Here is a 26,250-nt window from a genome sequence, read left to right as displayed (position 1 = left end):
ACCGGGGGTAACGCTGCTCACCGTGACGGTTGACTTCGTTGAAGCAGGGCCGGATGGAGTAGGTAGGCTGGAGGCGTGACCGTCGCGCTAGGTATGCCAGCACTGCCGCCCCCCGTCCTCGCCGAGCGCCGCAAAACCCGCCAGCTCCACGTGGGTTCCGTCGGTGTCGGCAGCGACTTCCCCATCTCCGTCCAGTCGATGACGACGACGCTGACCTCCGACGTCAACGCCACCCTCCAGCAGATCGCCGAGCTCACCGCCGCCGGCTGCGACATCGTCCGTGTCGCGTGCCCGTCCGCCGACGACGCCGAGGCGCTGCCCGCGATCGCGAAGAAGTCGCAGATCCCGGTGATCGCCGACATCCACTTCCAGCCCAAGTACGTGTTCGCCGCCATCGAGGCCGGCTGCGCCGCCGTGCGCGTGAACCCGGGCAACATCCGCAAGTTCGACGACCAGGTCAAGGAGATCGCGCAGGCCGCGAAGGACCACGGCACGCCGATCCGGATCGGCGTCAACGCCGGTTCGCTGGACAAGCGCCTGCTCGAGAAGTACGGCAAGGCCACGCCCGAGGCGCTGGCCGAGTCGGCGATGTGGGAGGCCTCGCTCTTCGCCGAGCACGACTTCCACGACATCAAGATCTCGGTCAAGCACAACGACCCGGTGGTCATGGTCCGTGCGTACGAGCTGCTCGCCGAGCAGTGTGACTACCCGCTGCACCTCGGCGTGACCGAGGCCGGGCCCGCGTTCCAGGGCACGATCAAGTCGGCCGTCGCGTTCGGCGCGCTGCTGCGCCAGGGCATCGGTGACACCATCCGCGTGTCGCTCTCGGCGCCGCCGGTCGAAGAGGTCAAGGTCGGCACGCAGATCCTGCAGTCGCTGAACCTGCGGCCGCGCAAGCTGGAGATCGTGTCGTGCCCGTCGTGCGGGCGCGCGCAGGTGGACGTCTACACGCTCGCCGACCAGGTCACGGCCGGTCTGGAGGGCATGGAGATCCCGCTGCGCGTCGCGGTCATGGGCTGCGTCGTCAACGGCCCCGGCGAGGCCCGCGAGGCCGACCTGGGTGTCGCGTCCGGCAACGGCAAGGGCCAGATCTTCGTGAAGGGCGAGGTCATCAAGACCGTGCCCGAGCACGCGATCGTGGAGACCCTGATCGAAGAGGCCATGCGCATCGCCGAGGAAGCCGGCGAGGGCATCGGCGAGGGTTCGCCGAGCGTCACGGTCGGCTGAGTTTTCGGCTTTGGGAAACCGGCCCCGCTTTTGTCGCGGGGCCGGTTTTCTCAGCCCTGCAGGTGGTGCTGGGCGGCGTCCTTGATCTGCATGCGCACGTTCTCCAGGGCCGCGGCGACCTCGTCGATCTGCTGGCTGGCCAGCTGGATCGCGCCCTGGATGGACGTGGCGGTGGACGTCTCGCCGAGCAGCCCGAGCACCTGCGACTGCAGGTCCTCCAGCTCGCCCTTCGTCGCGAGGGCGATGCCGGTGGGCACCGAGTCGGCCAGCAGTTCGAGCTGCTGGGCCTGCTCCTGGATCGTCACTCCCGCGTCCTTTCTCCGGTGGCCCCCGCTGTCCGTGGTAGCAGAAACCTGTGCTTCGCGGCCTACGCTGGTCAGGTGAGTCACAGCTGGGCCACCCGCTTGCCGCACCCGGTGCTGCGGCCGCTGGTCACGCGCTACATCGGCTACGCCCAGGACGACGTCACCCTCACCGTCCACCGCGGCCTGCCGTCCCGGCACGTGACGCTGATCATCAGCCTGGAACAGCCGATCCGCTTCGCCGGCCTGCCCGGCGAGGGCACCCTGCAGGCGCTGGTCGGCGGGCTGCACACCTCCCCCGCGCTCATCACACAGGACCGGGTGCAGCGCGGCCTGCACGTGGAGCTGGACCCGCTGGGCGTGCGTTCCCTGCTCGGCGTGACGGCCGCCGAGCTGAGCGGGCGGGTCGTGGACCTCGCCGAGTTCGGCCGGCCTTGGGCGCTGTTGCCTTCGCGTCTTTTCGAGGCCGCGGATTGGCCTTCGCGGTTCGCCGTGCTGGACGAGGTGCTGGCTTCGCCGGCTGCGTCAGCGCCCCCTCCGGCTCCTGAGCTGGGGGAGGCTTGGCGGCTTCTTCGGGTGCGTTCGGGCGGTGTGCGGGTGACGGACCTGGCCTCGTCGGTCGGCTGGAGCCGGCGGCACTTCGGTGAGCGCTTCCGCGCAGAGGTGGGCCTCGCCCCGAAGCAGGTGGCGCGGGTGTTGCGCTTCGAACGGGCCGGTCGACTGTTGCGGGCGGGTTCACCGGACCTGGCCTCGGTGGCCGTCGAGGCCGGCTACTACGACCAGGCGCACCTGTCGAACGAATGGCGGGCGTTGGCGGGGTGCTCACCGCGGACGTGGATCGCCGAGGAGCTCCCGTTCCTCCAAGACGACTCGGTGGCCCCGGAACCAGACTCGGGGGCATGACACCTCAACCGACAGTCTGGCCCGCCCTCCGCTACGACGACGCCCCCGCGGCCGTGCGCTTCCTCGTCGACGTCCTCGGCTTCGAGGAGACGCTGGTGGTTCCCGGCGGCGCCGAGCGCGCCATCGCCCACGCCGAGCTCCGCTGGCCCGAAGGTGGCGCCGTGATGCTCGGCAGCACCGGCGGCCCCGCCGACGACGTCCATGACGCCATGAAACCGGGCACCGGCGCGGTGTACCTGGTTTCGGATCGGGTGGACGCGATTCAGGCGCGGGTTGTCGCCGCCGGGGGTGAGGTGACATTGGGGCTGCACGACACGGACTACGGCTCGCACACGTTCAGCCTGCGTGACCCGGAGGGCAACAGCTGGACGATCGGCACTTACCGAGGTGCGTGACTGCTGGATCGGCTGTGGTTCTGCTTGCTTGCCTGAGTGTTTTCGGTCTGGTTGCTCGGTGCGGCTGCGCTGGGTCTGGCTGATTTCGGTCTGGTTGCTCTCGGCCCGGGTCGCTCGACCGGGCCCTCGACCGGGCCCTCGACCGGGCCCTCGACCGGGCCGAGTGGCGTGCCGCATTCGCGTCGGACCGAGGCTGCAGGCGTCGAGCGCGGCCGGAGTTGTCCACACCGCCGCCGAGTTGTGGACAACTCGGCCGGTTCGAGTCCAGGCCAGGGGTTTTGTCGGGGGCGGGCGATAGAATGGACGAGGGACGCCCCCTGGGGAGGGCGGGGGTTTGTCTGGCCGGCCCCGACTGGTTCGACAAGGATCCCCACCCCGCACCCACCGCAGCCGAGCCTGCGAGGTCTCGAGTGCGAGGCGCCCGTAGCCCCAACCTCGGCACCTAGCCACGGCCGGCCGCGCAAGCGCTTCCCCTCACCGCGGAAGGCCTACTGGACCGGTCGTTCGAACGTCACCAACAGCCCGTCCACCCCTCCAGGCCCCACCCGTCCCTTCACCTCCGCCGAGGTGATCGCCTTCAGCTGCCACCCATCCCGAGCCTCGTCGTTGAGAAGACGCTCCAGCTTGTCTCCGGACATTTTTCCGCCGAGCATCTTCTCGCGGAGTTCGACCACCTTGTAGGTGTAGCGCTGCATGTGTCCGATTGTGCCGTTCATCTGAGCGTGTCGGTGGGCTTGCGTTCCGTTCATCCGCGTCATCTGGCACCCTGGACACTGTGTTGCGGCTTGCAGGTGCACGGCTGCTCGACGATCGGGACTATCCAGCGGTGCGCGCCGCGCTGGCCGCCGACCCGGTGAGCAGCTGCATGGTCAGCGCCAGGGTCGAGGCCGCGGGCCTCGACCCTTGGCGGCTCGGTGGCGAGCTCTGGGCCGCCGACGGCCGCCCGGGGCGGTCCACGCGGTTCCAGGGGTTGTGCTTCGCCGGCCCGAACCTGATTCCGTTGCGCGGCAACGCTTCGGCGTTGCGGTCGTTCGCGGACCGGGCGTTGCGCAGGCAGCGCACGTGCTCGTCGCTCGTCGGGCCCGCCGAGCAGGTGCTGGGGCTGTGGGACGAGCTTTCGAGCGAGTGGGGGCCCGCGCGCGAAGTGCGGGGTGACCAGCCGCTGATGGCGCTCGACGGCAGCCCGCACGTCAAAGCCGACCCGCTCGTGCGCGCGGTGCGGCCCGACGAGCTGGACCGCTATCTGCCCGCCGCCGTCGCGATGTTCATCGAGGAGGTGGGCGTCGACCCGCGCAGTGGCGACGGCGGCGCGAGCTATCGCGCCCGCGTGAGCGAGCTGATCGCCACCGGACGGGCGTTCGCCCGGTTCGAAGACGGCGAGGTCGTGTTCAAGGCCGAGATCGGCGCGATGTCGGCCGGTGTCGGCCAGATCCAGGGCGTGTGGGTGCACCCGGCGCGCCGCAGCGGCGGCCTCGGCACCGCGGGCACGGCCGCGGTCGTCAACCGGCTCGTGCACGGCCTCGGCCGCACCGCGAGCCTCTACGTGAACGCGTTCAACACACCCGCGCTCGCCGCGTACCGCCGGATCGGGTTCCAGCAGGTCGGCCAGTACGCGACCGTCCTGTTCTGAACCCGATTCGCCCTTCCGGGTCGGCGTTTCGGCCCGGAACCCGCCCGCCGGGCTGGTTCGATCCGACGCATGGCACCTGGTCGGCACCCGCACCGTCGACACCGCGCAGCGGCCCTGACCGCCGCCGTCGCGACCGTCCTGCCGCTCGCCGGCTGCGGCCTGTTCTCCTCCGAAGGCCCGGAAGACACGCTCGCCGCCTTCCTCACTGCCGTCAGCTCCGGTGACGTCGCCGCGGCCGCCGCGCGCACCGACTCGCCCGACGCCGCGAAGATCCTGCTCACCCAAGTCCGCGCCGCGCTCAAGCCCGAGTCGATCGAGGCGACCGAGGAGACCGTGAAGCAGTCGGGCGACAACGCGACCGGCGGCTACCGCCTCACCTGGCACCTCCCCAAGGGCCGCAGCTGGACCTACACCTCCGACGCGCAGCTGCGCTCGGCCGAGGACGGCTGGCAGGTGCATTGGCAGCCCACCGTCGTGCACCCGCAGCTGGCACCGTCGCAGAGCATCGCGATCGTGGCCGATCCGGCCGAGCCCGCGCCGGTGCTCGACCGCGACGGTTTCCCCCTGCTGCGCCCGCAGACTGTGATCGGCGTCGTCGTGGACCCGGCGAAGACGGGCAACACCACGGCCGTCGCGAGCAAGCTCGGCTCGGCGCTGCACCGCTTCGAGCCGACGGTGACCGGCCGCTCCGTGCTCGATGGCATCAAGGCCACCAAACCCGGCTCCGCCTACCCCGTGCTTTCCTTGCGCGACACCGACTACGAGCAAGTCAAGCCCACCATCTACGACCTGCCCGGTGTCCGCTTCACGAGCCAGGAACGCCTCCTACCCGACGACCGCGACACCGGCCGCCAGATCCTGCCCGCCCTGCGCTCGATGGTCGAGCAGCAGGCCGCGGGCGGCGCGGGCTGGCGGATCGTCTCGCTCGACGTCACCGGCAGCGAAGCCAGCGAGCTCTACGCCGTGCCGCCCAAGGAGCCGCCTGCCGTCACGAGCACGCTCAGCACTCACGTCCAGAAGGCCGCCGAGCAGGCCCTCGCGCCGGTGAAGACCGCCGCCGCGATCGTGGCGCTGCAGCCGTCGACCGGGCAACTGCTGGCAGTCGCCCAGAACGAGCCCGCGGACGAGCAGGGACCGCTCGCGCTCACCGGCCGCTTCCCGCCGGGGTCGACGTTCAAGATCGTCACCGCGACGGCCGCGCTCACGGCCGGCCGCGTGAAAGTCGACACACCCGTCGCCTGCCCGGGTACGGTGACGTTCGCCGGCCGCGTGGTGCCCAACGAAGGCCGGTTCGACCTGGGCACGGTGCCGCTGGCGAAGGCGTTCGCGCAGTCGTGCAACACGACGTTCGCCCAGCTTTCGGCCGACCTCTCGCCGACTGCGCTCACCGACGCCGCGCGCTCGCTCGGCATCGGCGCCGACTTCGTGATCCCCGGCCTCACGACCGTCACCGGGTCTGCCCCGCAGGCCGATTCCGTGGTGCAGCGCGCGGAGAACGGGTTCGGGCAGGGGACCGTGGTCACGAGCCCCTTCGGGATGGCGCTCGCCGCGGCGGCCGTGCAGTCGGGAAAGGTCCCCTCGCCGTCGCTGGTGCGCGGCCGGGCCGCCAAGGTGAGCGGCCTCGGCCCGGCGCCGCGGCCGGACGTGCTCGACGCCGTGCGCTCGATGATGCGTGACGTCGTCACCACCGGCACGGCCACCGCCCTGCGCGACCTGCCCGACGTGCGCGGGAAGACCGGCACGGCCCAGTTCGGCGACGGCACGCACTCCCACGGCTGGTTCGTCGGCTACCAGGGCGACCTGGCGTTCGCGGTACTGCTCACCGACGCAGGCTCGTCGAAACCGGCCGTCGACGCCGCTCACCGGTTCCTCGCGGGCGTGACCGCGAAGTGACGTCGTAGTCTGGAGGGCATGTCCGTTCGTGCCCCGTTGAAGCCCGGCGTCCAGACTCCGCGCCGCGCCGTTCCCGCAGACATCGCCCGCCCCGAGTACGTCGACCGGCCGGCGCCGAAGCGGGACACCGGCAACGGCGTGCGCACGCCCGAGGTGATCGAGGCCATGCGCGTGGCGTCGAGGATCGCCGCGCAGGCGCTCGAGGAGGGCGGCAAGGCCGTCAAGCCCGGCGCGAGCACCGACGACATCGACAAGGTCGTGCACGAGTTCCTGCTCGACCACCACGCCTACCCGTCGACGCTGGGCTACCGCGCCTTCCCGAAGTCGTGCTGCACCTCGCTCAACGAGGTGATCTGCCACGGCATCCCCGACTCGACCGTGATCGAGGACGGCGACATCTGCAACATCGACGTCACCGCCTTCATCGGCGGCGTCCACGGCGACTGCAACGCCACCTTCCTCGCCGGCGACGTCTCCGAGGAGGCGAAGCTGCTCGTCGAGCGCACGCGCGAAGCCACGGCGCGCGCGATCAAGGCGGTGCGCCCCGGACGGCAGCTGAACGTGATCGGCCGCGTGATCGAGGCGTACGCCAAGCGCTTCGGCTACGGCGTGGTCCGCGACTTCACCGGCCACGGCGTCGGCCCGGCGTTCCACACCGCGCCGACGGTGCTGCACTACGAGGAGCCCTCGGTCCACACGCTGATCGAGGAGGGCATGACCTTCACGATCGAGCCGATGATCACCCTCGGCACCATCGACTACGACGTGTGGGACGACAACTGGACCGTCACCACGAAGGACAAGAAGTGGACGGCCCAGTTCGAGCACACCCTCGTGGTCACGGCCGACGGCGCGGAGATCCTCACGCTCCCGTGAGGTGCGCGGTCCGGGCCAGCTGAGCCGGGTCGGCCTTGCTGCGCGGAGCCGGTGCCTTGGTGTTCTTCGCGGCCACGCCGAGCGCCTGGGCGATCAGCTTCGCCTCGGCCTCCATCCCGGCGCGGAACGGGTGGTAGGCCACGGCTTCGAAGAGGTTCGTGCTCTGGCCGTTGACCCACGCTTTGCCGCCGGCGCACGCGTCGTGGCCGAGGCTGGGGCCGTAGGTGTCGACGAAGTGCACGCCTTCGCGCTGCGCGGCTCCTTCGACGGCGGCGTTGAGCTTCTGCTCGATGCTGTCCGCCCACGCGTAGTCGCCGTCGGCGAAGGGGATCACGCTCGGGCACGTGCCCGTGGGCGGCAGCAGGCGCGGGTAGCCGACGAGCACGATCGTCGCGGCGGGCGCGCGGTCCTTCACGCCTTGCACGACCTTCGCGACGTTGCGGCCGGTCGCCTGCACCGCGGCGGCCATGGTGTCCACGCCGTTCACGGTGTAGTGCGCCTGGCAGGGCGCGCCGGTCGGATCGTCGGCGCGAAGCGTCGGGCAGGTGCCGGTCAGGTCGCCGAAGACGCTGTCGTCGTTGCCGCCGATGCCGATGGTGACCAGGTCGGTGTCGGCGTGCAGCGCGTCGAACTGCGGCTGCTGCGTGGACAGCGGAACGCTCGGCGACGGCGTGACCTGCGGCTGCGTCATGTTCGACGTGTCGGCCGACGAGCAGCTGACATCGGTGAACGCGCCGTCCGTGTCGTAGATCCCCAGCCGCGTCGCGAGCCAGGACGGATAGTTGTTGTTCGACCGGAAGCACCAGCTGGCCTGCTGCCAGGGGATCAGCGGCCCGGCGGTGTACGAGTCGCCGAGCGCGACGTACTTGCGGAACGACGGAGCACTGGCGGCCGCGGCGGTGGCACCGGCGACGAGACTCACGATCACGAACAGCGCGGCGAGCGGGAAACGGCGCACGGGCCTGACCTCTCCGTCCGACGGGATGGTGATCAGACTTTCGCGTGGTCCGGACAAGTCCGCAACTTATGTGAGTAACTTTCACGTTCAAGAGTCTCGCGGGCGGGGGAGGCCCCTCGGCCGGGCCGTGAACCAGAGGTGACGCGGCGGTGACATCGGGGGAGCGGTGTCGAGAAATCCCTAGTCTGCCGTTTGTCCGCTTTCCTCGGCCCGCGCCAGGATTTCGTCGAGGAAGTCGCCGGCCGCCTGGGCCGCGCGGGCCGGGTCGCGGGCCTCGATGGCGTCGACGATGGCGCGGTGCTGGGCGATCTCGGCGTGGTCCGGGTGGTCGTAGGTGGACGCGACACTGGCGGTGATCGCCTCCATCAGGCCGCGGTAGAGCTCGAACAGCAGGCCGTTGTGTCCACATCGGACGATTTCGAGGTGGAACTCCGCGTCGGTGCGGGCGAAGTCGTCGACGCGGCCGTCGAGCTGGTCGGTGTCGCGCTGGTGCAGCAGCACGCGCAGACTCTCGACCTCGGTGTCGGTGCGGGCGGTGGCCGCCAGGCGCGCGCCTTCGACCTCCAGGGTGCGGCGGACCTGCAGCACCTCGCGCAGCTCGGTGCCGCACAGGCGCCTCAGGGCGCCGGAGACCTCACTGGTGGCGCGGACGTACGTGCCGTCGCCCTGGCGGACTTCGAGGATGCCGGTGTGCGCGAGCGCGCGGACGGCCTCGCGCACGGTGTTGCGCCCGACGCCGAGCTGGGCGACCAGCGCGGGCTCGGTGGGGATGCGCTGTCCGACCGGCCATTCCCCCTGTGCGATCGCGTCGCGCAGCTGGTCGATGACCTGGTCGACCAGGCCCGCGCGCCGGGTGGTGGCGAGAGGCACAGGATTAATCCCTTCATCCAATCATCCTACGTATGCGATAGTAGCGGACGTGCCCGTCAATTCCTGGGATCCCACCCCGCGCCCCGCCTCTTACTCCGACCGCCTCGAGCTCGAACTCGAAGGCGGCATCGAGGAAGAGACGCCCCGCGGCGTGCGCCGGCCCGGGGTGATCGCGGGTGGCGTGCTGCTCGCCGTCGCCGTGGTGCTCACGGCGCTGAACCTGCGCCCGGCCATCACGAGCGTCGGCCCGCTGCTCGCGGAGATGCGCGGCAGCCTCGGCGCGTCGGCGATCTGGGCGAGCGTGCTGACGACGTTGCCCGGCCTGTGTTTCGCCGGTGCGGGCCTCGCGGCGCCCCTGCTTTCGCGCCGGTTCGGCATCGGCTCGGCGATCGGGTTCGCGCTGGCGGTGCTCACGGCCGGGCTGGTGCTGCGCGTCGTCGACGGTCAGCTCGTGGTCCTCGGCGGCACCCTCGTCGCGACAGCCGGCATCGCGCTGATCAACGTCCTCATCCCCGTGGTGATCAAGGACTCCTTCCCGGCGCGCGTCGGCATGATGACCGGCGTCTACACGGCCGCGCTGCAAGGCGGCGGCGCTGCCGGGTCCGCCGGGAGCCCACCCCTGGAGACGGCGTTCGGCGGCTGGCGCCTGTCGCTCGGCTCGTGGGCGGTGCTGGCGGCCGCCGCGCTCGTCGTGTGGTTGATCGCCTCACGTGGCACCGGCCGGGCGCCGAAACCGGCCGCCAACGCCGCCGGCGCAAGGTCCCTGATGCGCAGCCCGCTCGCGTGGATCGTCACGATCTTCTTCGGCCTGCAGTCGTTCATCGCGTACGTGGTCATGGGCTGGCTCCCGCAGGTTTTCATCGACTCCGGCGTCAGCAAGGGCGACGCCGGCCTGCTGCTGGGCCTGATCTCCGTAATCGCCGTGCCGATCAGCCTCGTGATCCCGCCCGTCGCCGCGCGCCAAGGCAGCCAGAGCTGGTGGATCTTCGGCATGGGGGTGTGCGGCGTGGCCGGCATGCTCGGTCTGCTCGTGGCACCGGCGTTCTCGCCGCTGCTGTGGAGCGTGCTGATCGGCATCGGCATGAGCGTGTTCTCGCTCGCCCTCACCGTGATCGCCCTGCGCGCCCGCACCGGCGCCGAGACGGCCCGGCTTTCCGGCATGGCCCAGGGCTTCGGCTACCTGCTCGCCGCTGTGGGGCCCTTCGTCTTCGGCCTCCTCCACGACGCCACGGGCAGCTGGTCCGTCTCGCTGATCGTCCTCATCGCCGTGACCTGCGCGCAGATGGCCGTCGGTTTCCTCGCCGGGCGGCCGCGCTTCGTCTGAGCCGACACGACAAAGGGCCTCCCGCGGCGGGGAGGCCCTTTGTCGTCACCGGCTCAGTCCAGCGGCAGGTTCAGCAGTGCGTTCTCGATCAGCTCCGGCATCGCCGGGTGGATCCAGTACTGGCCGCGCGCCATCGTGCGGGCGTCGAGGCCGAAGCTCATGGCCTGGATGAGCGGCTGGATGACCGACGAGGCCTGCGGGCCGATGATGTGCGCGCCCAGCAGCCGGCCGGTGGCGGGGTCGGCGAGGAGCTTCGCAAAGCCCGTCGTGTCCTCCATGGCCCAGCCGTAGGCGATGCCGGAGTAGTCCTGTTTGGACACGACGTAGGACACGCCGCGAGCGCGCGCGTCCTGTTCGGTCAGGCCCACCGAGGCGATCTGCGGCGAGGTGAAGATCGCGTGCGGCACGAAGCGGTGGTCGGCCTTGATGCGGTCGTCCGGGTGCAGCAGGTTGTGTTGCACCACACGGCTTTCGTGGTTCGCGACGTGCTTGAGCTCGTACGGCGACGACATGTCCCCGAGCGCGTAGATGCCCGGCACCACCGTCTCCTGGTAGTCGTCCACGGCCACGTGGCCACTGGCCTTCGTGGTGACGCCGGTGGCCGCGACGTCGAGCACGTCGGAGTTCGGCGTGCGGCCGATGGCGACCAGGATGAGGTCGCTCTCCAGCGTCTCGGCGCCCTGCGGGCCTTCGAGCTCCAGCACGGCACCGGTGGCTTCGCGGTGCGCGCCCAGGATCTTGCGGTCACGGCGCAGGTCGAAGCGTTCCGCGGCCAGTTCGGTGAAGCGGGCGCTCACGTCCTCGTCCTCGCCGCGCAGCATCGCGCCCGAGCGAAGGACCACGCTCACGTCCACGCCGAACGAGGCGAACACGTGCGCGAACTCCGCCGCGATGTAGCCGCCGCCGAGGATGGTGATGCGGCGGGGCAGGGCGTCGAGCCGCATGATCGTGTCGGAGGTGTGGTAGCCGGTCTCGGCGAGGCCCGGGACGTCCGGCACGACCGGGCGCCCGCCCGCGGCGAGCACGAACCGGTCGGCCGTCAGCACCTCGTCGAGCCGCCCGTCGGTGAAGCTGACGCGCAGCTCCTTCATGCCGGTGAAGCGGCCTTCGCCCTGGTAGACGTCGACGTTCTTGTTGTCCTCGTGGTTCTTCCGGTACTCCGCGCCGCCAGCGGCGATCGGGTCGATGCGCCCGAAGACGCGGTCGCGGATCTCGGGCCAGCGCACGCCCTTGAGCTCCTCGTCCACGCCGTAGCGGGAGCTGTGCGAAGGCGTCGCGGCCACGTCCGCGGCGTAGACGAACATCTTGGTCGGGATGCAGCCCACGTTGAGGCAGGTGCCGCCGAACGTCCCCTTCTCGACGATCGCCGTCTTCAGGTCGGCGAAGCGCGGGTCGAGGATCGAGTTCCCCGATCCGGTCCCGACGATCACCAGGTCGTAGTGCGGCACAGTCTTCCTCCGAAAGCCGTAGAACGAGCGTTCCCAGTCTAGTGAACCGAAGCCCGGGACGCGGTGTTCCCGCGATCAGTGCCCCGTGGCTGTGAAGTGCATCCGGTCGACCGGCGAGGTCCACGCGCCGCCCCAGCTCCAGCCGACGGCGGCGAAGTCGCGCACGACCGGTCCGCCCGCGACGACCATGCCGGGCCGCACGCGCGAGCGGTCCAGATACGCCGACGCCAGCTCCGGCAGTACCAGCGGTCCCTTGGTGTACGGGTTGCAGAACGGGTTCACGTCCACGGCCAGCCCGTACGCGTGGGCGGACCAGTTCGTCGCGCCGCGGACGGGCCGGCAGACGAAGGCGCTCGTGTCGTTGCCGTCGCCGGTGGGTGGCGCGTCGAGCTCCCCGGGACTGGTCACGCGCATCTCTTCGAGGGGGAACCGCTCCGCGAAGAGCTTGCCGAACACGGTGGCGACGGCCTGCGCGCCGGTGCGGTTCACGAGCAGCTCGCCGGTGTGGGCGCGGCCGTCGAAGCCCCAGAAGGAGAGCGTGACGTAGCGCAGGTCCGTCGACCTCACCGGGCACGCGGCCTGCCAGGTGCTGCGGGCGAGCACGTCGGCGGGGACGGGGACGATCTTCGACGCGTAGGTGGTGCCGTCCGGCGGCGGCAGGAAGTCGCGCGTCGGCAGGGCGCGGTTCACCAGTTCGGGTGGAGTCGGGAGGATCTCGCCGAAGCCGTCGGAACGGCGGGGGAGCGGGCGTGCACCCACCTGCCAGGTGACGGGCGGAGTGCTCGTCGCTGTCCGGGTTGTCGGGAGTGCCGCGCTCGTCCGGCTCGTCGCGCTCGGTGACGGCGTTCCGGGCGGGACCGAGGGCGCCGACGGGGCCGGCGTGCTGCAGCCGACCAGCAGGAACGTGATCAGGGTGCCGGCTGCGGCCGTCGCTCTCCGTCGCATGGAACCAGCCAATCAGACGCGCTCCGTGAGCACTGAGTCCACCCGTTCCAGTGACACCATTTCGGGCCTGCTCCGTTTAGGGTAATCGCGGCTGCTCGTTCACGCGCCGCGATCCCGCTGCTCGCTCTTGCCGAATGTCCTTGCTTTTGCCGAATGTCTAGTTCGAGTGCTCTGCCGAAGGGGAATCCCATGCCCGCCAAGTTCCGCCGTCCGCTCCTTCTCGCGGCCGGGGCCCTGCTCGTGACCGCGGTGACGGTGCCGATCGCGGTCAGCACGGCGTCGGCACAGGACGCGCCGGCGCCGCCCTCCGGCGCGCAGCCGCGGATCGTCGGCGGAGACGAGGCGAGGCTGTCCGACCACCCGTACGCGGTGTACCTCGCCGACCAGAACGGGAACCAGTTCTGCGGCGCCGTGATCGTGAGCTCCACGGCGGTCGCGACGGCCGCACACTGCGCGAAAGCCTTGCCGCGCACCGATGTTCGCGTCGTCGCGGGCCGCCAGGACAAGCGCACGAGCGACGGCGTGGTGCTCACGGTGTCGCGCGAGTGGGTCGATCCGGACTTCTCCGACCCGACGAAGGGCGCCGACGTCGCTGTGCTGAGCGTGCGGGGCCAGCTGCCCTACCGGCCGGCGAAGATCGCGTCGGCGAGCGACCGCGCGGCCTACGACACGGGCACGCAGGCCACCGTCCTCGGCTGGGGCCGCGTCGCCGACGGCGGCGACCGCTCCGACTACCTGCGCAGCGCCGTCGTGCCGCTCGTCAGCGACTCCACGTGCAAGTCGGCGTACGACACGTACGACCCGTCGAGCATGGTCTGCGCCGGCTACCCGGACGGCGGCATCGACGCCTGCCAGGGTGACTCGGGCGGCCCCCTCGTGGTCGGCGACACCCTCATCGGCATCGTCTCCTTCGGCGACGGCTGCGCGAAGGCAGGCAAGCCTGGCGTGTACACCCGCGTGTCGACGTACGCGGACGACATCGCGGCGCAGTCGCAGGCGCGGATCCTGGGCTGAGCTGTGCCGTCCCCGCCGCGGGTCCTCGGCTGAGCTGTGTTAAGCAGGGGTCGTGACGACCCCGCACCACGCGACCGGCCCCGAACTCACCGCCGTTCAGCTCTACGCCATCCTCCGCCTGCGTGCCGACGTGTTCGTCGTCGAGCAGGAATGCGCCTACGGCGATGTTGACGGGCGTGACCTGCTCCCGTCGACGCGGCACCTGTGGTTCACGGACTCCGCCGGCGAGGTCACGGCGTACCTGCGCGTCCTCGCCGACCCGGATGGCGTCTCCCGCATCGGCCGCGTCGTCACGGCCGCTTCAGCCCGCGGTCGTGGCCTCGCGGCGTCGCTGATGGAGGCCGCGCTGGCCGGCGCGACGGGCGAGTTCGTCCTGGACGCGCAGACGTACGCTCAACGCCTGTACGCGCGCTTCGGCTTCGTGGCCGAAGGCGACGAATTCCTCGACGACGGCATCCCGCACATCACCATGCGCCGTGTCGCGAAGGACCCTGCCGACTCCTAAGAAGCCGCCCCTCGCGGTGCCGTCGCGGTGATGACCTTCACGGCGCGGTCCACGTCCGCCTCGGTGAGGTCGGCGCGGACGGTGAGGCGCAGGCGCGAGATGCCGTCCGGGACGGACGGCGGGCGGAAGCAGCCAACGCGGATGCCCTGGTCGGCACAGGACTCGGCCCACGTGACGGCGGCCTCGGCGGACGGGGCCTGCACCGAGATCACCGCGGCGTCCGGGAGGCTGGCGCGCAGGCCGGCCGCCTTGAGCTGCATGGCGATGTTCCCCGCGTTGTCGGTCACCTTCGCGGGCAGCGATGGGTCGGCCTTCAGCACGTTCAGCGCCGTCAGCGCGGCGGCGACGCTGGCAGGCGCGAGGGCGGTGTCGAAGATGAAGCTCCGCGCCGTGTCCACGAGGTGCTTGATCACGCGCCGCGGGCCGACGACGGCGCCGCCCTGGGCGCCGAGGGACTTGGACAGCGTCAGGGTGGTGACGACGTCCGGTGAGGCGGACAGGCCGGCCGCGTGGACCGCGCCGCGGCCGCCTTCGCCGAGGACGCCGAAGCCGTGGGCGTCGTCGACGAGCAGGGCGGCACCCGCGCCGCGGCAGATTTCCGCGAGCTCGCCGAGCGGCGCGAGGTCGCCGTCGACGGAGAACACCGAATCCGTGACCACGAGGGCGCGCGGCTTGCGGCGCGTGGACAGCGCGTGCTGGATCGCCGACGGCGTCGCGTGGGCCACGGCCGCCACGTCGGCGCGCGACAGGCGGCAGCCTTCGATGAGCGACGCGTGGATGTACTTGTCGGTCACGATCGCCGACTCGGCGCCGGACAGCGCCGTCACCGCGCCGAGGTTCGCGGCGAAGCCCGAGGAGAACACGAGCGCCGCCTGGGCGCCGCAGAAGCGCGCCAGCTCGAGCTCCAGCTCGGCGTGCAGCTCGGTCGAGCCCGTGACGAGCCGCGAGCCCGTGGCGCCCGCGCCCCAGCGCATGGCGGCGGCCGCGGCGGCGCCGACGACGCGCTTGTCGCGGGCCAGGCCGAGGTAGTCGTTGCCGGCCAGGTCGAGCTCGTCCGCCTGCGCGGGCCGCGCCCGCAGCCGCCGCACCAATCCCGCTTCCGCGCGCTTCTCGGCCTCGGTGTCGAGCCAGTCGAAGACGTTCTCGGGCGGCAGCTGCGGGATGGCATTCACGTCCCGCAGTGTCCCACCCGCGTCACACGCGAAACCGTGGGCCCTGCCACACAAAGAAAAAGCCCCGCACGAAGGCGGGGCTTTTTCTTCAACGGAAACTCAGCTGTCGTAACCACGGCGCTGCGGACGACCCGGGCGCTGCGGGCGGCCCGCACCGTTGCCGGACCGCTGCTGACGCCCACGGCCACCGAAGCTCGGGCGGCCTTCGCGCGAACCGTAACCACCGCGGTCGCGGTTCTCGCCGTAGCTGCGCTCACCGCGCTCGCGGCCACCGCCGAAGCCACGGCCACCACTGCGGCGCGGCGACTCGCGGCGACGCTCGATCACCGGCTCGCCGCTCGGCTCCTGCGCACCCGTGATGCGCGAGAGCTCCGCGTCGCCCGGGCGGACGACCGTGGTCTCGGCGCGCACGCCGGCCCGGTCGGTCATCCGGCGGACGGTGCGCTTCTGGTCGTGCGTGACCAGCGTGACGACGACACCCGACGCACCGGCGCGCGCCGTGCGGCCCGCGCGGTGCAGGTAGTCCTTGTGGTCCGCGGCCGGGTCCACGTGCAGCACCAGGGAGATGTCGTCCACGTGGATGCCGCGCGCGGCGACGTCCGTGGCGACCAGCACCGGGGTGTGGCCTTCCTTGAAGTCGGCCAGCACGCGGTTGCGCTGCCCCTGGGTCTTGCCGCCGTGCAGCGCCGCCGCGTGCACACCCTGCTCACGCAGCCGCTCGGTGAGGCGGTCGACGTGGTGCTTGGTGCGCACGAACATGATCGTGCGGCCCTCGCGGGCACCGATCTGCGTGACGATGTCCTGCTTGTCCTGGTGCGACACCTGGAGCACGTGGTGGTCCATGGTGTCCACGCTCGCGGTCGACGGCGCGACCGAGTGCGTGACCGGGTCGGCGAGGTACTGCTTCACCAGCTTGTTGACGTCACCGTCGAGCGTCGCCGAGAACAGCAGCCGCTGGCCGCGCGGCGGGGTGAGGTCGAGGATCTCCCGCACCTGCGGCATGAAGCCCATGTCGGCCATCTGGTCGGCCTCGTCGAGCGCGATGAAATTGCAGTCGCTCAGCGACGCGGTGCCCTGCCGGACGTGGTCCGACAACCGGCCCGGAGTGGCGATGAGCAGGTCGACACCACGCGAGAGCGCGTCGGCCTGACGGGTGAAGGCCATGCCGCCGACGGCCGTGCGGCACCACAGGCCGAGCGACTTGGCGAGCGGGGTCAGCGAGTCGGCCACCTGCATGGCCAGCTCGCGGGTCGGCACCAGCACGAGCGCGCGGGGGTGCTTCGGGCGGGCCTTGCCGCCGTTGAGCCGGGCCAGGATGGCCAGGCCGAACGCCAGCGTCTTGCCGGAACCGGTCTGGGCGCGGCCCAGCACGTCGCGGCCCGCGAGCGCGTCGGGAATCGTCGCCGACTGGATCGGGAACGGCGAGTTGATGCCCGCCTCCGCCAGCGCGCGCAGCAGCTCGTCGGGCAGGCCGAGCTGAGCGAAGGTCTTGGTGGCCACCGTCTCGACGGTGTCGTCGCGCAGGAAGTCCTCGCGAGCCGGGCGCTGCCGCGGCTTGCGGTCGGGACGGTCCCCGCGGCCCGGCCCCGAGTGGGACGACGCAGCGGAATGGCCGGAGTTGAACGTGACTGTCACTTATGCCTCTCGGACGCGGCACGTCGCAAGGAGGCCCGGGCTGCCCGCTCGCAGGCAGGGCAAGATGGTGTGCAATGGGCTTTCACAGGGACGGACCCGGCGCGCTCAGGAGTTCCCACCATCGAGCGCCGATGGAAATGCTTCGGATTTCACCGCGAGCCCGTCAGTGGGCTTTGGAGGCGACGGACACCAACTCATCCACGCCGCCGGTTGCGGTCTGTGTTGACTGTACCGGAGTCAGGGCTTCTGCTTCACACCCAGGTGTCCGGTTGTGGGCGGCGTCGCAGTCGTGTCCTGTGCCACATCCGAATGGCCCAGCGCCGCGACGCCACCCACCGCACAGCCGGCGGATCAGCCCACGCCTCCGGCGTAGGCCAGTTCCGCCACGAGATCCTCGACGTTCGTCACGCGTTGCGGCAGGCCACGGGCCTGGAACCAGCTCGCCAGGTTGCGCACGTCGCGCTCCAGGAACTCGCGGCCACGGGGGTTCGCGACGAGGTCGACGACCTGCGGGAGGTCGATCACCATCAGATGCCCTTCGTGCACCAGGAGGTTGTACGCGGACAAGTCGCCGTGCACGAGCCCTTGCGTGGCGAGCAGTTCCAGCGCCGACACGGCCTGTTCCCACAGTTCGGTCAGCTCGTCGTGCTCCGGGCGCTGCTGTGCCAGCCGCGGCGCTGCCGTGCCGTCGGGCTCGCCGAGGAACTCGAGCAGTAGCTCGGTCCCGTGGCGCTGCACGGGGTAGGGCACGGGTGCCCCGATCGTCCACAAGCGACTCAGCGCCGCGAACTCGGCGACCGCCCACTGCTCGGCGATCAGGTTGCGCCCGAAGGAGGTGCGGCCCGCCATGGCCCGAATCTCGCGTGAGCGCCGCATGCGCCGGCCTTCGAGGTACCCGGCGTCACGGTGGAACAGCCGGTGCTCATCGCTGCGGTAGCGCTTGGCGGCCAGCAGTACCCCGTCGGTGCCGGGCAGGTTGCGGCGAAGGAGGTGGACGTCGGCCTCCTTGCCCGTTTTGAGCACCCCGAGGTCGGTGTCGACTGCGGCGAGCTCCGTGACCACCCAGTCGGGCCTCGGGTGGGGGCCTTGGTCGGCGTCGTCCCAGGTGGTCCAGCGGTCGGCGCCGTCCGGGAGGTCGGTCTCGGTGTAGGCGTCGTCGCGCGCCTGGGCGAGGCGGAGACGGCGCCCTCGGTGAGCCGGCCCCGGCGGGTCGGCTCGGGTTCGTCGCTGAATCGCCGCCCACGACGGGGACGCTCGAAATCGGACGCGTGAAGGTCTTCGTAGTCGTGCTCGCGCACTGGTGGGTCTCCTCGATCGGGGTGCCCCACCGGGCGAGCGCGGAGGCTCTAGCCGCGAGGGGCGGACGGAAGTGACAAAGGCCAGGTCAGCGCCCGGACATTCGCCACAGCGTTGTTCTCCATCGGACACCTCCTTCGCTTCCGTCGGCCACCGGCACCCCGCCGGTTCGCGAGCAGCATGCCGGGGCCCGAGTGGCTCGCGCAACCGAATTAACGGGCTCCGCGAAATACCCCTAGCCTCGGCGGCATGAACGGTGGCGGGAATTACGACGCGGTGATCGCGGGCGGCGGCCACAACGGCCTGGTCGCGGCGGCCTACCTGGCCCGGGCCGGGTGCTCGGTGCTGGTGCTGGAACGGCGCGGCGAGATCGGGGGAGCGGCGGTGTCGTTCCGCGCATTCGACGGCGTTGACGTGCGCCTGTCGCGCTACTCCTACTTGGTGAGCCTGCTGCCGCGGAAGATCGCGGCCGACCTCGGCCTGGGCGTCGAGCTGCGCCGGCGCCGGATGTCGTCCTACACGCCGTCCGGCGACACGGGTCTCCTTGTCGACACGGCGGACGACGCGCGCACCGCGGCGGCCTTCCGCGCTGTCACCGGGTCCACAAAGGACTTCGACGCGTGGCGCGAGTTCTACGCGCAGGCCGGACGCGTGGCAGCGGCGACGTTCGACACGCTCACCGAACCGTTGCCCGGCCGAGAAGAGCTCAAAGCCCGCATCGGCGACGACGAAGCGTGGGCCACGTTGTTCGAGCGCCCGATCGCCGAGACGCTCACCGGGCTGTTCGGCGACGACACCGTGCGCGGCGTGGTGCTCACCGACGCGCTCATCGGCACCTTCGCCGGCGCCGGCGACGAGGACCTGCGCCAGAACCGATGCCTGCTCTACCACCTGATCGGCAACGGCACGGGCGACTGGGACGTGCCCGTCGGCGGGATGGGCGCGGTCACCCGCGCGCTCGCCGACGCCGCCCGCGGCGCCGGGGCCACGCTCGTGACCGGCGCCGAGGTGCTGTCTGTGTCGCCCGAGGGGGAGGTCCGCTACACGCTCGGCGGCACCGAACGCGTGGCCGCCGGCTCTCACGTACTGGCCAACGTCGCGCCCGACACGCTCGCGCGGCTGCTCGGCGAGGAACCCGGCCCGCGCCCGGAAGGCGCGCAGCTCAAGGTGAACATGGTCCTGTCGCGGCTGCCCCGCCTGCGCGACGCGGCCGTGGACCCACGCGACGCGTTCGGCGGCACCTTCCACGTCAACGAGACCTACTCGCAGCTCGAAACCGCGTACGCCGAGGCCGCGGCGGGCAAGATCCCGACGCTGCCGCCGTGCGAGATCTACTGCCACTCGCTCACCGACCCGTCGATCCTCGGCCCGGCCGAGCGCGCGGCGGGCGTGCAGACGCTGACGTTGTTCGGCCTGCACATGCCGGCGCGGCTGTTCGAGTCCGACAACGATCGCGCGCGGGCCGAAGCCCTGCGCGCCACGATCGCGTCGCTGGACAGCGTGCTCGCCGAGCCGATCGAGAGCTGCCTGCTGCGCGACGCGGCGGGCAACCCGTGCGTGGAGGCGAAGACGCCGCTGGACCTGGAGGCCGAGCTCGGGCTGCCGCGCGGGCACATCTTCCACCGCGACCTGTCCTGGCCCTACGCCGAAGATCAGGCCGACGTCGGGAAGTGGGGCGTCGAGACCGCGCACGAGCGCGTGTTGCTCTGTGGCGCCGGTGCCGTGCGCGGGGGTGGCGTGAGCGGGATCCCCGGGCACAACGCGGCGATGGCGGTGCTCGCTCGACGGCGCGGCGAGGAGCGGGCAGGGTGAAGACATGCGCGTGATCGTGATCGGCGGCGGGATCGCCGGAGCAGCCACGGCCTACCACCTCGTGAGCAGCGGGGCCGACGTCGTGGTGGTGGACGCCGGGCTGCCCGGCGTCGCGACGGAGGCCGGCGCGGGGATCGTGAGCTCCTGGACCTCGCGGTGGGACAGCGCGATCTACCCGCTCGCGGCCGCCGCCGGGGCGTACTACCCGGAGCTGGCGGCGGCGTTGCGCGAGCAGGGGCACGACGCGTCGTTCGAGGTCGTCGGCGGGATGGTCGTCTCGGCGGACCGGGCCGAGCTCGACGAGGCCTACGCGCGGCTGGTCGAGCGGGTCGCGGACGCTCCCGATGCGGGCGAGGTGCGGCGGCTGGATCCGGCGCAGGCACGCGAGCTGTTCCCGCCGCTGGCGCCCGAGCTGTCCGCCGTGCACTTGTCGGGCGCGGGCCGCGTCGACGGCCGGGTGATGCGGGCGGCGCTCGTGGCCGCCGCGGAGCAGCGGGGCGCGCGGTTCGTGTCGGCGGAGGCTTCGCTGCTGCCCGGCTCCCGCGTGCGCGCGGGCGACGAGGAGCTGACCGGCGACGCCGTGGTGCTCGCCGCGGGCGCGTGGTCGGCCGCGCTGGCCGCGCCGCTCGGGATCGTGGTGCCGGTGGCGCCGCAACGCGGGCAGATCAGCCACTTCGACCTGCCGGACACCGACACGTCGGCCTGGCCCGTGGTGCTGCCGCGGTCGAGCCACTACCTGCTGTCGTTCGCGGGCGGCCGCGTCGTGGCGGGCGCGACGCGCGAGACGGACTCCGGCTTCGACTACCGCGTCACAGCCGCCGGCCAGCGCGAAGTGCTCGACCAGGCGCTCGCCGTCGCACCGGGCCTGGCCGACGCGACGCTCGCCGAGACCCGCGTCGGCTTCCGGCCCGCGACGCCGGACACGCTGCCGCTGCTGGGCCAGGCCGCGCCGGGGTTGTTCCTGGCCACGGGCTTCGGGCCGGCCGGGCTGACGCTGGCGCCGTACGCGGGCAAGCTCATCGCCGCGCTCGTCCTCGGCGAAGACCTGCCGGCGGACCTGCTGACGGCGTGCTCGCCTTCGCGGTTCAGCTGAGGCTGCCGTACTCAGGCTCAGTACTCAGGCTCAGTCGTCGGTCAGCAGTTCCAAGGCGTGGTCGCCGGTGCGCTCCACCGTGAGGCCGGCCTTGGTGATCACCTTCACCAATTCGTCCACAGTGGACGGTTCGGTGCGCGTGGTCGCGAGCACCGCGGCGAGCCGGCCCTTGTAGGCCTTGTTGAAGTGGCTCACGGTGGTGCGGTTGCCGGCGGCGTCCTCCGTGACCACGCGCACGGTCACCGCGCCGGGGCGCAGCTTCGCGAACGCGGAGTACGTGCCCGAGCGCAGGTCGACGATGAGCCCTTCGATGTCCTGCAGCACCGGCTCCAGCGCGGGCTTCCACAGGCTGCGCACGGTGCCGAGCGCGGGCACGCTGTTGCCGCCCGAGAGGCGGTACGCGGGGATCGGGTCGGTGGCCGAGACCACCCCGAACAGCGAAGACGTGACAGCCAGGCGGCGGTGGGCCTTCTCCAGGCCGGCGCGGGTGAAGCTGCCGATGTCGAGGGCGTCGTAGAGCACGCCGGTGTAGCGGCGCAGCGCGGGCAGCGTCGGCGAGGTCCACAGGCTCCCGTTGCGCGCGACCTCGTGGCTCTGGCGCTCGGAGATGCCGAGCGCAGCGAGGCTCGCGGGGACGTCTTGCGCGAGCTCGACGAGCGCGTCGGCGAGCTTGGCCCGCACGGGGTTGAGCTCGGGGAAGGACAGCGTCTCGAGGTCGAGCGGCGCGCCCTTGCCGCCGTCGGCCTTCGTCTCGGAAGGAGGGAGGAGCACCAGCACACGACGAGGGTAATCGGGGTGCGCCGCTGTTCAGCGCCCGCCTACGCTGGCTCGGCGACGCGGAGCAGCTCGCGACCGTGTTCGCGGCCGCCGAGGAGGTGGACCGCACCGGCGAGCACTACACCGCCGCCGACCTGCGCGAGGAGATGCGGGGACCCGACCTCGACCTCGCGCTCGCCAGCACCGGCGCGTGGGCCGGCGACCGCCTGGTGAGCTACGCGGCCATCCGCCGCCGCGACGCCGCCGACCCGGTGCACATGCCGCGCGTCGAGGCGATGACGCACCCCGAGTTCCGCACGCCCGAAGTCGCCGCGCACCTCACCACCTGGTTCCTCGACGCCGGCAAACGCGTGCACGAGCGCGCCTTCCCCGACGCGCCGCTGGAGCTGCACGCGGGCGCGCACGAGAACGAGCACTGGTACCTCGACGCGCTGGCGCGGGCCGGGTTCCGGCGCGCGCGGTCGTTCGTCGAGATGCGCGCCGACCTGAGTGCGTTGCCGCCCGCGCGGCCGCTGCCGGCCGAGTACGAGGTGGTCGCGTTCGACGAGCGCTACGACGACCTCACCCGCGTGGCCCGCAACGCGACCTTCTCCGGCCACTGGGGCAGCGCCGAGCTGTCGACCGAAGCCTGGCGCCACCGCATCACGGGGGCAAAGGACTTCCGCGGCGACCTGTCGTTCCTGCTCCTGACCCCCGAGCACGACGCCGTGGTCGGGTTCGTGCTCAGCGCGTTCCACCCCGCCGACTTCGCGGGGACCGGCGTGCGCGAGCTGTACGTGGACTACGTCGGCACCCTGTCGGAGCTGCGCGGCCGCGGCGTGGCGACGGCGCTGCTGGGCCACACGCTGGCCCATGCCCGCGACGCCGGGTTCGAGCGCTCGGCCCTGTCCGTGGACACCGACAACGCCCACAGCGCCGTCGGCATCTACGAGCGGTGCGGCTACGAGGTCGCCGACACCTACTACGGCTACGTGCTGCCGATCTGAAGCTCTATTCGACGACGTTGAGCAGGGGTTTCCCGGCGACGAAGCGGCGCAGCTGCTCGGCCACGAGCTTCTTCGCGCGCGGGTAGAACGACGCCGAACCGCCCGCGACGTGCGGCGTGATCACCACGCCCGGCACCCTCCACAGTGGATGGTCGGCAGGCAGCGGCTCGGGGTCCACGACGTCGAGGGCGGCCCGCAACCGGCCGGTGGTCGTTTCGGCGAGCAGCGCGGCGGTGTCGATCGCGGAGCCGCGCCCGACGTTCACGACCAGCGCGCCCTCGGGCAGCAACGCGAGCTCCCGGGCACCCAGCAACCCCTTCGTGCCCTCGGTTTCGGGCAGGATCAAGACCACGATGTCGGCCGACCGCAGCAGCTCGGGCAGCTCGGCGATCCCGTGCACGCCTTCACGCGCATGGCTCGCCACGCGCGTGACCACGGCCTCCGCGGCCAGCAGCTGCCGCTCGATCGCCTGGCCGATGGAGCCGTAGCCCACGAGCAGCACGCGGCTGTCGGCGAGCGAACGCGTGTGCTCGCGCTCCCACGACCCGGTGGCCTGCTGGGCGAACCACCGCGGCAGGTCCCGCTGGGACGCGTGGATCAGCGCCAGCGCGTGCTCGGCCACGCTGAGGTCGTGCAGACCCCGGCCGTTGGCCAGCGCGACGCCCTTGGGCACCAGCGGCACCAGCGCCTCGACCCCGGCCGACAGCGCCTGCACCGCGCGCAGCGAAGGCAGCTTCCCGATCAGCTTGGGTGGCTCGCTCCCCGCGTCGTAGGGCAGCACGTAGAACTCCACGCCGGACAGGTCGTCTCCGGGCGGGTTCACGCCGTCGTAGTACGCGGCGGCCAGCCCCTCGGGCAGCTCGATGTCGGTCCAGGGCAGGAGAACTCGCGGGCTCATGCCCGCCAACCTAGCGCCGCCGGCTCAGTGCGCGCCCGCCTGCGCCACGCAGAACACGTTGCCCTCCGGATCGGCCAGCACCGTCCACTCGATGCCCGGCTGCGCGTGCCGCTCCTGCTCGCTCGCACCAAGCCCGACCAGGCGTTTCACCTCCGCCTCGCGGTCGGGCGCGGAGAAGTCGATGTGCACGCGGTTCTTGCCGGTGCGTGGCTCCGGGACCTGCTGGAACGCGAGTGCGGGCCCGCCGCCGCCGGCACGCGCGAGCATCACGAAGGGTCCGTAGTCCGCTTCGACCGCGACGCCGAGCGCCTGCGTCCAGAAGTCCGCGAGGACCCGGGGGTCCGCGCAGTCGATGGTGATCATGCCCAGTTCGAGTGCCATGCCGCCGACGCTAGCCCGGGGCACCGACAAAACCCCGACCGCGCGATAACCGGGTGGAGTGGGCGCGGGGCGGTTGACTACGCTGTGTCGGTCGAACCAGGCTCAGCGTCTCAGCCCGCTCGAAGTCTCAATTCTCTCAGTGCAGGGAGTCCGCAGTGATCACCAGGATGTCGTCGTTGTTCCTCCGCACCTTGCGCGAGGATCCGGCGGACGCCGAGGTACCCAGCCACCGGCTGCTGGTGCGCGCCGGCTACGTCCGCCGGGTCGCCCCGGGTGGTTACTCGTGGCTGCCGCTGGGCCTGCGGGTCCTCCGCCGCGTCGAGAACGTCGTGCGCGAAGAGATGAACGCGATCGGCGCGCAGGAGATCCAGTTCCCCGCGCTGCTGCCGCGCGAGCCCTACGAGGCCACCGGCCGCTGGACCGAATACGGCGACAATCTCTTCCGCCTCAAGGACCGCCGCGGCGCCGACTACCTGCTCGGCCCGACGCACGAGGAGCTGTTCGCGCTCACCGTGAAGGGCGAGTACAGCTCGTACAAGGACTACCCGGTCACGCTGTACCAGATCCAGACGAAGTACCGCGACGAAGCGCGCCCCCGCGCCGGCATCCTGCGCGGCCGCGAGTTCGTGATGAAGGACTCGTACTCCTTCGACCTCGACGACGAGGGCCTGGAGCGCTCCTACCAGGCGCACCGCGACGCCTACACGAAGCTCTTCGACCGCCTCGGCCTCGAGTACGTGGTGGTCGCCGCGACGTCGGGCGCCATGGGCGGTTCGGCGTCGGAGGAGTTCCTCGCCGTCGCCGAGACGGGTGAGGACACTTACGTGCGCAGCACGGAGTCCGGCTACGCGGCCAACGTCGAGGCCGTGGTCACGCCCGCGCCGGCCGAGCGCGCGATCGAGGGCCTGCCCGCCGCGCAGGTCCACGCCACGCCGAACACGCCGACCATCGAGTCGCTCGTGGCGTTCTTCAACGCCGCCGGCCTCGGCCGCGAGTTCACCGCGGCCGACACGCTCAAGAACGTGATGCTGAAGATCCGCCAGCCGGGCGCGAAGGAGTGGGAGCTCCTGGGCGTCGGCCTGCCGGGCGACCGCGAGGTCGACATGAAGCGCCTCGAAGCGTCGCTCGAGCCCGCCGAGGTCGAGCTGCTGGAGGAGGCGGACTTCGCGAAGAACCCGTTCCTAGTCAAGGGCTACATCGGCCCGAAGGCGCTCAAGGAGAACGGCGTCCGCTACCTCGTCGACCCGCGCGTGGTCACCGGCACCGCGTGGCTGACCGGCGCCGACCAGGACGGCCACCACGTGCTCGACCTCGTGGCGGGCCGCGACTTCACGCCCGACGGCACGATCGAGGCGGCCGAGGTCCGCGAGGGCGACGCGTCTCCCGACGGCCACGGCACCCTCGTCGCCGCGCGTGGCATCGAGATCGGCCACATCTTCCAGCTGGGCCGCAAGTACACCAACGCGTTCGAGCTCGACGCCCTCGGCCCCGACTCGAAGCCGATCCGCATCACGATGGGCTCCTACGGCGTCGGCGTCTCGCGCCTGGTCGCCGTGCTCGCCGAGCAGAACCACGACACGTCCGGCCTCGTGTGGCCGCGCGAGGTTTCGCCGTACGACGTGCACGTGGTCGCTGCGGGCAAGGACGAGACCATCGCGGCAGGTGCGGAGAAGCTCGTCGCCGAGCTCGACGCGGCCGGGGTGGACGTGCTGTTCGACGACCGCAAGGCCACCCCGGGCGTGAAGTTCGCCGACGCGGAGCTGGTGGGCGTGCCCACGATCCTCGTCGTCGGGCGCGGCCTGGCCAACGGGCTGGTCGAGGTCAAGGACCGCCGCACCGGCGAGCGCGAGGAGATCCCGGTCGACTCCGTGGTCGGCCACCTGGTCAAGCTCGTCCGCTCCTGACGGCAC

24 protein-coding genes and 1 pseudogene are annotated in these 26,250 nt (G+C 71.7%); 13 read left to right on the top strand and 12 right to left on the bottom strand.

The window, feature by feature from the left end:
- The first annotated feature begins 75 nt into the window (after positions 1-75).
- A complete protein-coding gene (ispG, locus tag AB0M56_RS38390) occupies positions 76-1,227 on the top strand; it encodes a flavodoxin-dependent (E)-4-hydroxy-3-methylbut-2-enyl-diphosphate synthase (RefSeq protein WP_285969437.1) in 1,152 nt (383 codons plus the stop codon).
- Between the two features lie 50 nt (positions 1,228-1,277).
- Here the strand turns inward: ispG and AB0M56_RS38385 are convergent, their stop codons facing one another.
- Positions 1,278-1,532 (bottom strand): hypothetical protein, encoded by a 255-nt coding sequence (locus AB0M56_RS38385; RefSeq protein ID WP_220237842.1) that lies wholly within the window; start codon positions 1,530-1,532, stop codon positions 1,278-1,280.
- A gap of 75 nt (positions 1,533-1,607) precedes the next feature.
- Between AB0M56_RS38385 and AB0M56_RS38380 the strand changes: the two genes are divergently transcribed.
- Positions 1,608-2,432, top strand: coding sequence for an AraC family transcriptional regulator (locus AB0M56_RS38380; protein ID WP_364185502.1), 825 nt, complete (start codon positions 1,608-1,610; stop codon positions 2,430-2,432).
- On the top strand, positions 2,429-2,827 hold the full coding sequence (locus AB0M56_RS38375) for a VOC family protein (RefSeq protein WP_364185500.1): 399 nt from the start codon (positions 2,429-2,431) through the stop codon (positions 2,825-2,827). Before AB0M56_RS38380 ends, AB0M56_RS38375 begins: the two co-directional genes overlap by 4 nt.
- A gap of 488 nt (positions 2,828-3,315) precedes the next feature.
- Here the strand turns inward: AB0M56_RS38375 and AB0M56_RS38370 are convergent, their stop codons facing one another.
- A complete protein-coding gene (locus AB0M56_RS38370) occupies positions 3,316-3,522 on the bottom strand; it encodes a DUF4177 domain-containing protein (protein ID WP_364185498.1) in 207 nt (68 codons plus the stop codon).
- An 80-nt stretch (positions 3,523-3,602) separates the two neighbouring features.
- Here AB0M56_RS38370 and AB0M56_RS38365 point away from each other — a divergent pair, with 80 nt between their 5' ends.
- The 3 genes from AB0M56_RS38365 to map all read left to right on the top strand — a co-directional run bounded on the left by AB0M56_RS38365 (position 3,603) and on the right by map (position 7,226).
- Entirely contained in the window at positions 3,603-4,457 is an 855-nt protein-coding gene (locus AB0M56_RS38365; RefSeq protein WP_364185496.1) for a GNAT family N-acetyltransferase, read from the top strand.
- A gap of 69 nt (positions 4,458-4,526) precedes the next feature.
- Positions 4,527-6,350 (top strand): penicillin-binding transpeptidase domain-containing protein, encoded by a 1,824-nt coding sequence (locus tag AB0M56_RS38360; RefSeq protein WP_364185495.1) that lies wholly within the window; start codon positions 4,527-4,529, stop codon positions 6,348-6,350.
- Between the two features lie 18 nt (positions 6,351-6,368).
- On the top strand, positions 6,369-7,226 hold the full coding sequence (gene map, locus AB0M56_RS38355) for a type I methionyl aminopeptidase (RefSeq protein WP_285969430.1): 858 nt from the start codon (positions 6,369-6,371) through the stop codon (positions 7,224-7,226).
- Here the strand turns inward: map and AB0M56_RS38350 are convergent.
- A complete protein-coding gene (locus AB0M56_RS38350; protein WP_364185492.1) occupies positions 7,213-8,184 on the bottom strand; it encodes an SGNH/GDSL hydrolase family protein in 972 nt (323 codons plus the stop codon). The two genes, map and AB0M56_RS38350, sit on opposite strands and share 14 nt — an antisense overlap.
- Before the next feature lie 180 nt (positions 8,185-8,364).
- Complete coding sequence (locus AB0M56_RS38345) at positions 8,365-9,054, bottom strand: FadR/GntR family transcriptional regulator (RefSeq protein WP_364185490.1); 690 nt, start codon at positions 9,052-9,054, stop codon at positions 8,365-8,367.
- A gap of 49 nt (positions 9,055-9,103) precedes the next feature.
- Here AB0M56_RS38345 and AB0M56_RS38340 point away from each other — a divergent pair, with 49 nt between their 5' ends.
- On the top strand, positions 9,104-10,378 hold the full coding sequence (locus AB0M56_RS38340; RefSeq protein ID WP_364185488.1) for an MFS transporter: 1,275 nt from the start codon (positions 9,104-9,106) through the stop codon (positions 10,376-10,378).
- Positions 10,379-10,431: 53 nt separating this feature from the next.
- Here AB0M56_RS38340 and AB0M56_RS38335 read toward each other — a convergent pair whose 3' ends face one another.
- Both AB0M56_RS38335 and AB0M56_RS38330 read right to left on the bottom strand, forming a co-directional pair.
- A complete protein-coding gene (locus tag AB0M56_RS38335; protein ID WP_364185486.1) occupies positions 10,432-11,826 on the bottom strand; it encodes a mycothione reductase in 1,395 nt (464 codons plus the stop codon).
- Positions 11,827-11,901: 75 nt separating this feature from the next.
- Complete coding sequence (locus tag AB0M56_RS38330) at positions 11,902-12,771, bottom strand: M15 family metallopeptidase (protein WP_364185484.1); 870 nt, start codon at positions 12,769-12,771, stop codon at positions 11,902-11,904.
- 189 nt (positions 12,772-12,960) lie between these two features.
- On the opposite strand from AB0M56_RS38330, the gene AB0M56_RS38325 reads away from it, so the two are divergent.
- Together AB0M56_RS38325 and AB0M56_RS38320 are read left to right on the top strand one after the other, a co-directional pair.
- Positions 12,961-13,785 carry a serine protease gene (locus tag AB0M56_RS38325; RefSeq protein WP_364185482.1) on the top strand — a complete coding sequence of 275 codons (825 nt, stop codon included), beginning with the start codon at positions 12,961-12,963 and terminating at the stop codon, positions 13,783-13,785.
- 52 nt (positions 13,786-13,837) lie between these two features.
- Positions 13,838-14,290, top strand: coding sequence for a GNAT family N-acetyltransferase (locus tag AB0M56_RS38320; RefSeq protein ID WP_364185480.1), 453 nt, complete (start codon positions 13,838-13,840; stop codon positions 14,288-14,290).
- Here AB0M56_RS38320 and AB0M56_RS38315 read toward each other — a convergent pair.
- From AB0M56_RS38315 to AB0M56_RS38305, 3 genes and pseudogenes are all read right to left on the bottom strand, one after another.
- Positions 14,287-15,462 carry an 8-amino-7-oxononanoate synthase gene (locus AB0M56_RS38315; RefSeq protein ID WP_364185478.1) on the bottom strand — a complete coding sequence of 392 codons (1,176 nt, stop codon included), beginning with the start codon at positions 15,460-15,462 and terminating at the stop codon, positions 14,287-14,289. The two genes, AB0M56_RS38320 and AB0M56_RS38315, sit on opposite strands and share 4 nt — an antisense overlap.
- A 99-nt stretch (positions 15,463-15,561) precedes the next feature.
- Entirely contained in the window at positions 15,562-17,097 is a 1,536-nt protein-coding gene (locus AB0M56_RS38310) for a DEAD/DEAH box helicase (RefSeq protein ID WP_364185476.1), read from the bottom strand.
- Positions 17,098-17,448: 351 nt separating this feature from the next.
- Positions 17,449-18,395 (bottom strand): annotated as a pseudogene (locus tag AB0M56_RS38305) (RIO1 family regulatory kinase/ATPase).
- A gap of 247 nt (positions 18,396-18,642) precedes the next feature.
- Here AB0M56_RS38305 and AB0M56_RS38300 point away from each other — a divergent pair.
- On the top strand, positions 18,643-20,205 hold the full coding sequence (locus AB0M56_RS38300) for an NAD(P)/FAD-dependent oxidoreductase (RefSeq protein ID WP_364185474.1): 1,563 nt from the start codon (positions 18,643-18,645) through the stop codon (positions 20,203-20,205).
- Positions 20,206-20,209: 4 nt separating this feature from the next.
- Entirely contained in the window at positions 20,210-21,298 is a 1,089-nt protein-coding gene (locus AB0M56_RS38295) for an FAD-dependent oxidoreductase (protein WP_364185472.1), read from the top strand.
- A 30-nt stretch (positions 21,299-21,328) separates the two neighbouring features.
- Here the strand turns inward: AB0M56_RS38295 and yaaA are convergent, their stop codons facing one another.
- Positions 21,329-22,075, bottom strand: coding sequence for a peroxide stress protein YaaA (gene yaaA, locus AB0M56_RS38290; protein ID WP_364185471.1), 747 nt, complete (start codon positions 22,073-22,075; stop codon positions 21,329-21,331).
- A gap of 77 nt (positions 22,076-22,152) precedes the next feature.
- On the opposite strand from yaaA, the gene AB0M56_RS38285 reads away from it, so the two are divergent.
- Positions 22,153-23,061: a GNAT family N-acetyltransferase gene (locus AB0M56_RS38285; RefSeq protein ID WP_364185469.1), complete on the top strand. Its 909-nt coding sequence runs from the start codon at positions 22,153-22,155 to the stop codon at positions 23,059-23,061.
- Between the two features lie 4 nt (positions 23,062-23,065).
- On the opposite strand, the gene AB0M56_RS38280 is transcribed toward AB0M56_RS38285, so the two are convergent.
- Complete coding sequence (locus AB0M56_RS38280; protein WP_364185467.1) at positions 23,066-23,959, bottom strand: 2-hydroxyacid dehydrogenase; 894 nt, start codon at positions 23,957-23,959, stop codon at positions 23,066-23,068.
- A gap of 24 nt (positions 23,960-23,983) precedes the next feature.
- Positions 23,984-24,340 (bottom strand): VOC family protein, encoded by a 357-nt coding sequence (locus tag AB0M56_RS38275; protein ID WP_364185465.1) that lies wholly within the window; start codon positions 24,338-24,340, stop codon positions 23,984-23,986.
- Positions 24,341-24,495: 155 nt separating this feature from the next.
- Between AB0M56_RS38275 and AB0M56_RS38270 the strand changes: the two genes are divergently transcribed.
- Entirely contained in the window at positions 24,496-26,244 is a 1,749-nt protein-coding gene (locus AB0M56_RS38270) for a proline--tRNA ligase (protein ID WP_364185463.1), read from the top strand.
- Positions 26,245-26,250 lie beyond the last annotated feature (6 nt).

It is taken from the genome of Amycolatopsis sp. NPDC051372, from assembly GCF_040682095.1.
Classification (GTDB): domain Bacteria; phylum Actinomycetota; class Actinomycetes; order Mycobacteriales; family Pseudonocardiaceae; genus Amycolatopsis.
Note: the sequence above shows the minus strand (reverse complement) of the source record. Positions and strands in the feature narration are given on the sequence as shown.

Excerpts from the sequence above, each read along its gene's own strand:
- AB0M56_RS38375 (WP_364185500.1), top strand. The coding sequence starts at position 2,429 with ATGACACCTCAACCGACAGTCTGGCCCGCCCTCCGCTACGACGACGCC.
- AB0M56_RS38300 (WP_364185474.1), top strand. The coding sequence starts at position 18,643 with ATGAACGGTGGCGGGAATTACGACGCGGTGATCGCGGGCGGCGGCCAC.
- AB0M56_RS38370 (WP_364185498.1), bottom strand. The coding sequence starts at position 3,522 with ATGCAGCGCTACACCTACAAGGTGGTCGAACTCCGCGAGAAGATGCTC.
- AB0M56_RS38360 (WP_364185495.1), top strand. The coding sequence starts at position 4,527 with ATGGCACCTGGTCGGCACCCGCACCGTCGACACCGCGCAGCGGCCCTG.
- AB0M56_RS38280 (WP_364185467.1), bottom strand. The coding sequence starts at position 23,959 with ATGAGCCCGCGAGTTCTCCTGCCCTGGACCGACATCGAGCTGCCCGAG.
- AB0M56_RS38325 (WP_364185482.1), top strand. The coding sequence starts at position 12,961 with ATGCCCGCCAAGTTCCGCCGTCCGCTCCTTCTCGCGGCCGGGGCCCTG.
- AB0M56_RS38330 (WP_364185484.1), bottom strand. The coding sequence starts at position 12,771 with ATGCGACGGAGAGCGACGGCCGCAGCCGGCACCCTGATCACGTTCCTG.
- AB0M56_RS38295 (WP_364185472.1), top strand. The coding sequence starts at position 20,210 with ATGCGCGTGATCGTGATCGGCGGCGGGATCGCCGGAGCAGCCACGGCC.
- AB0M56_RS38275 (WP_364185465.1), bottom strand. The coding sequence starts at position 24,340 with ATGGCACTCGAACTGGGCATGATCACCATCGACTGCGCGGACCCCCGG.
- map (WP_285969430.1), top strand. The coding sequence starts at position 6,369 with ATGTCCGTTCGTGCCCCGTTGAAGCCCGGCGTCCAGACTCCGCGCCGC.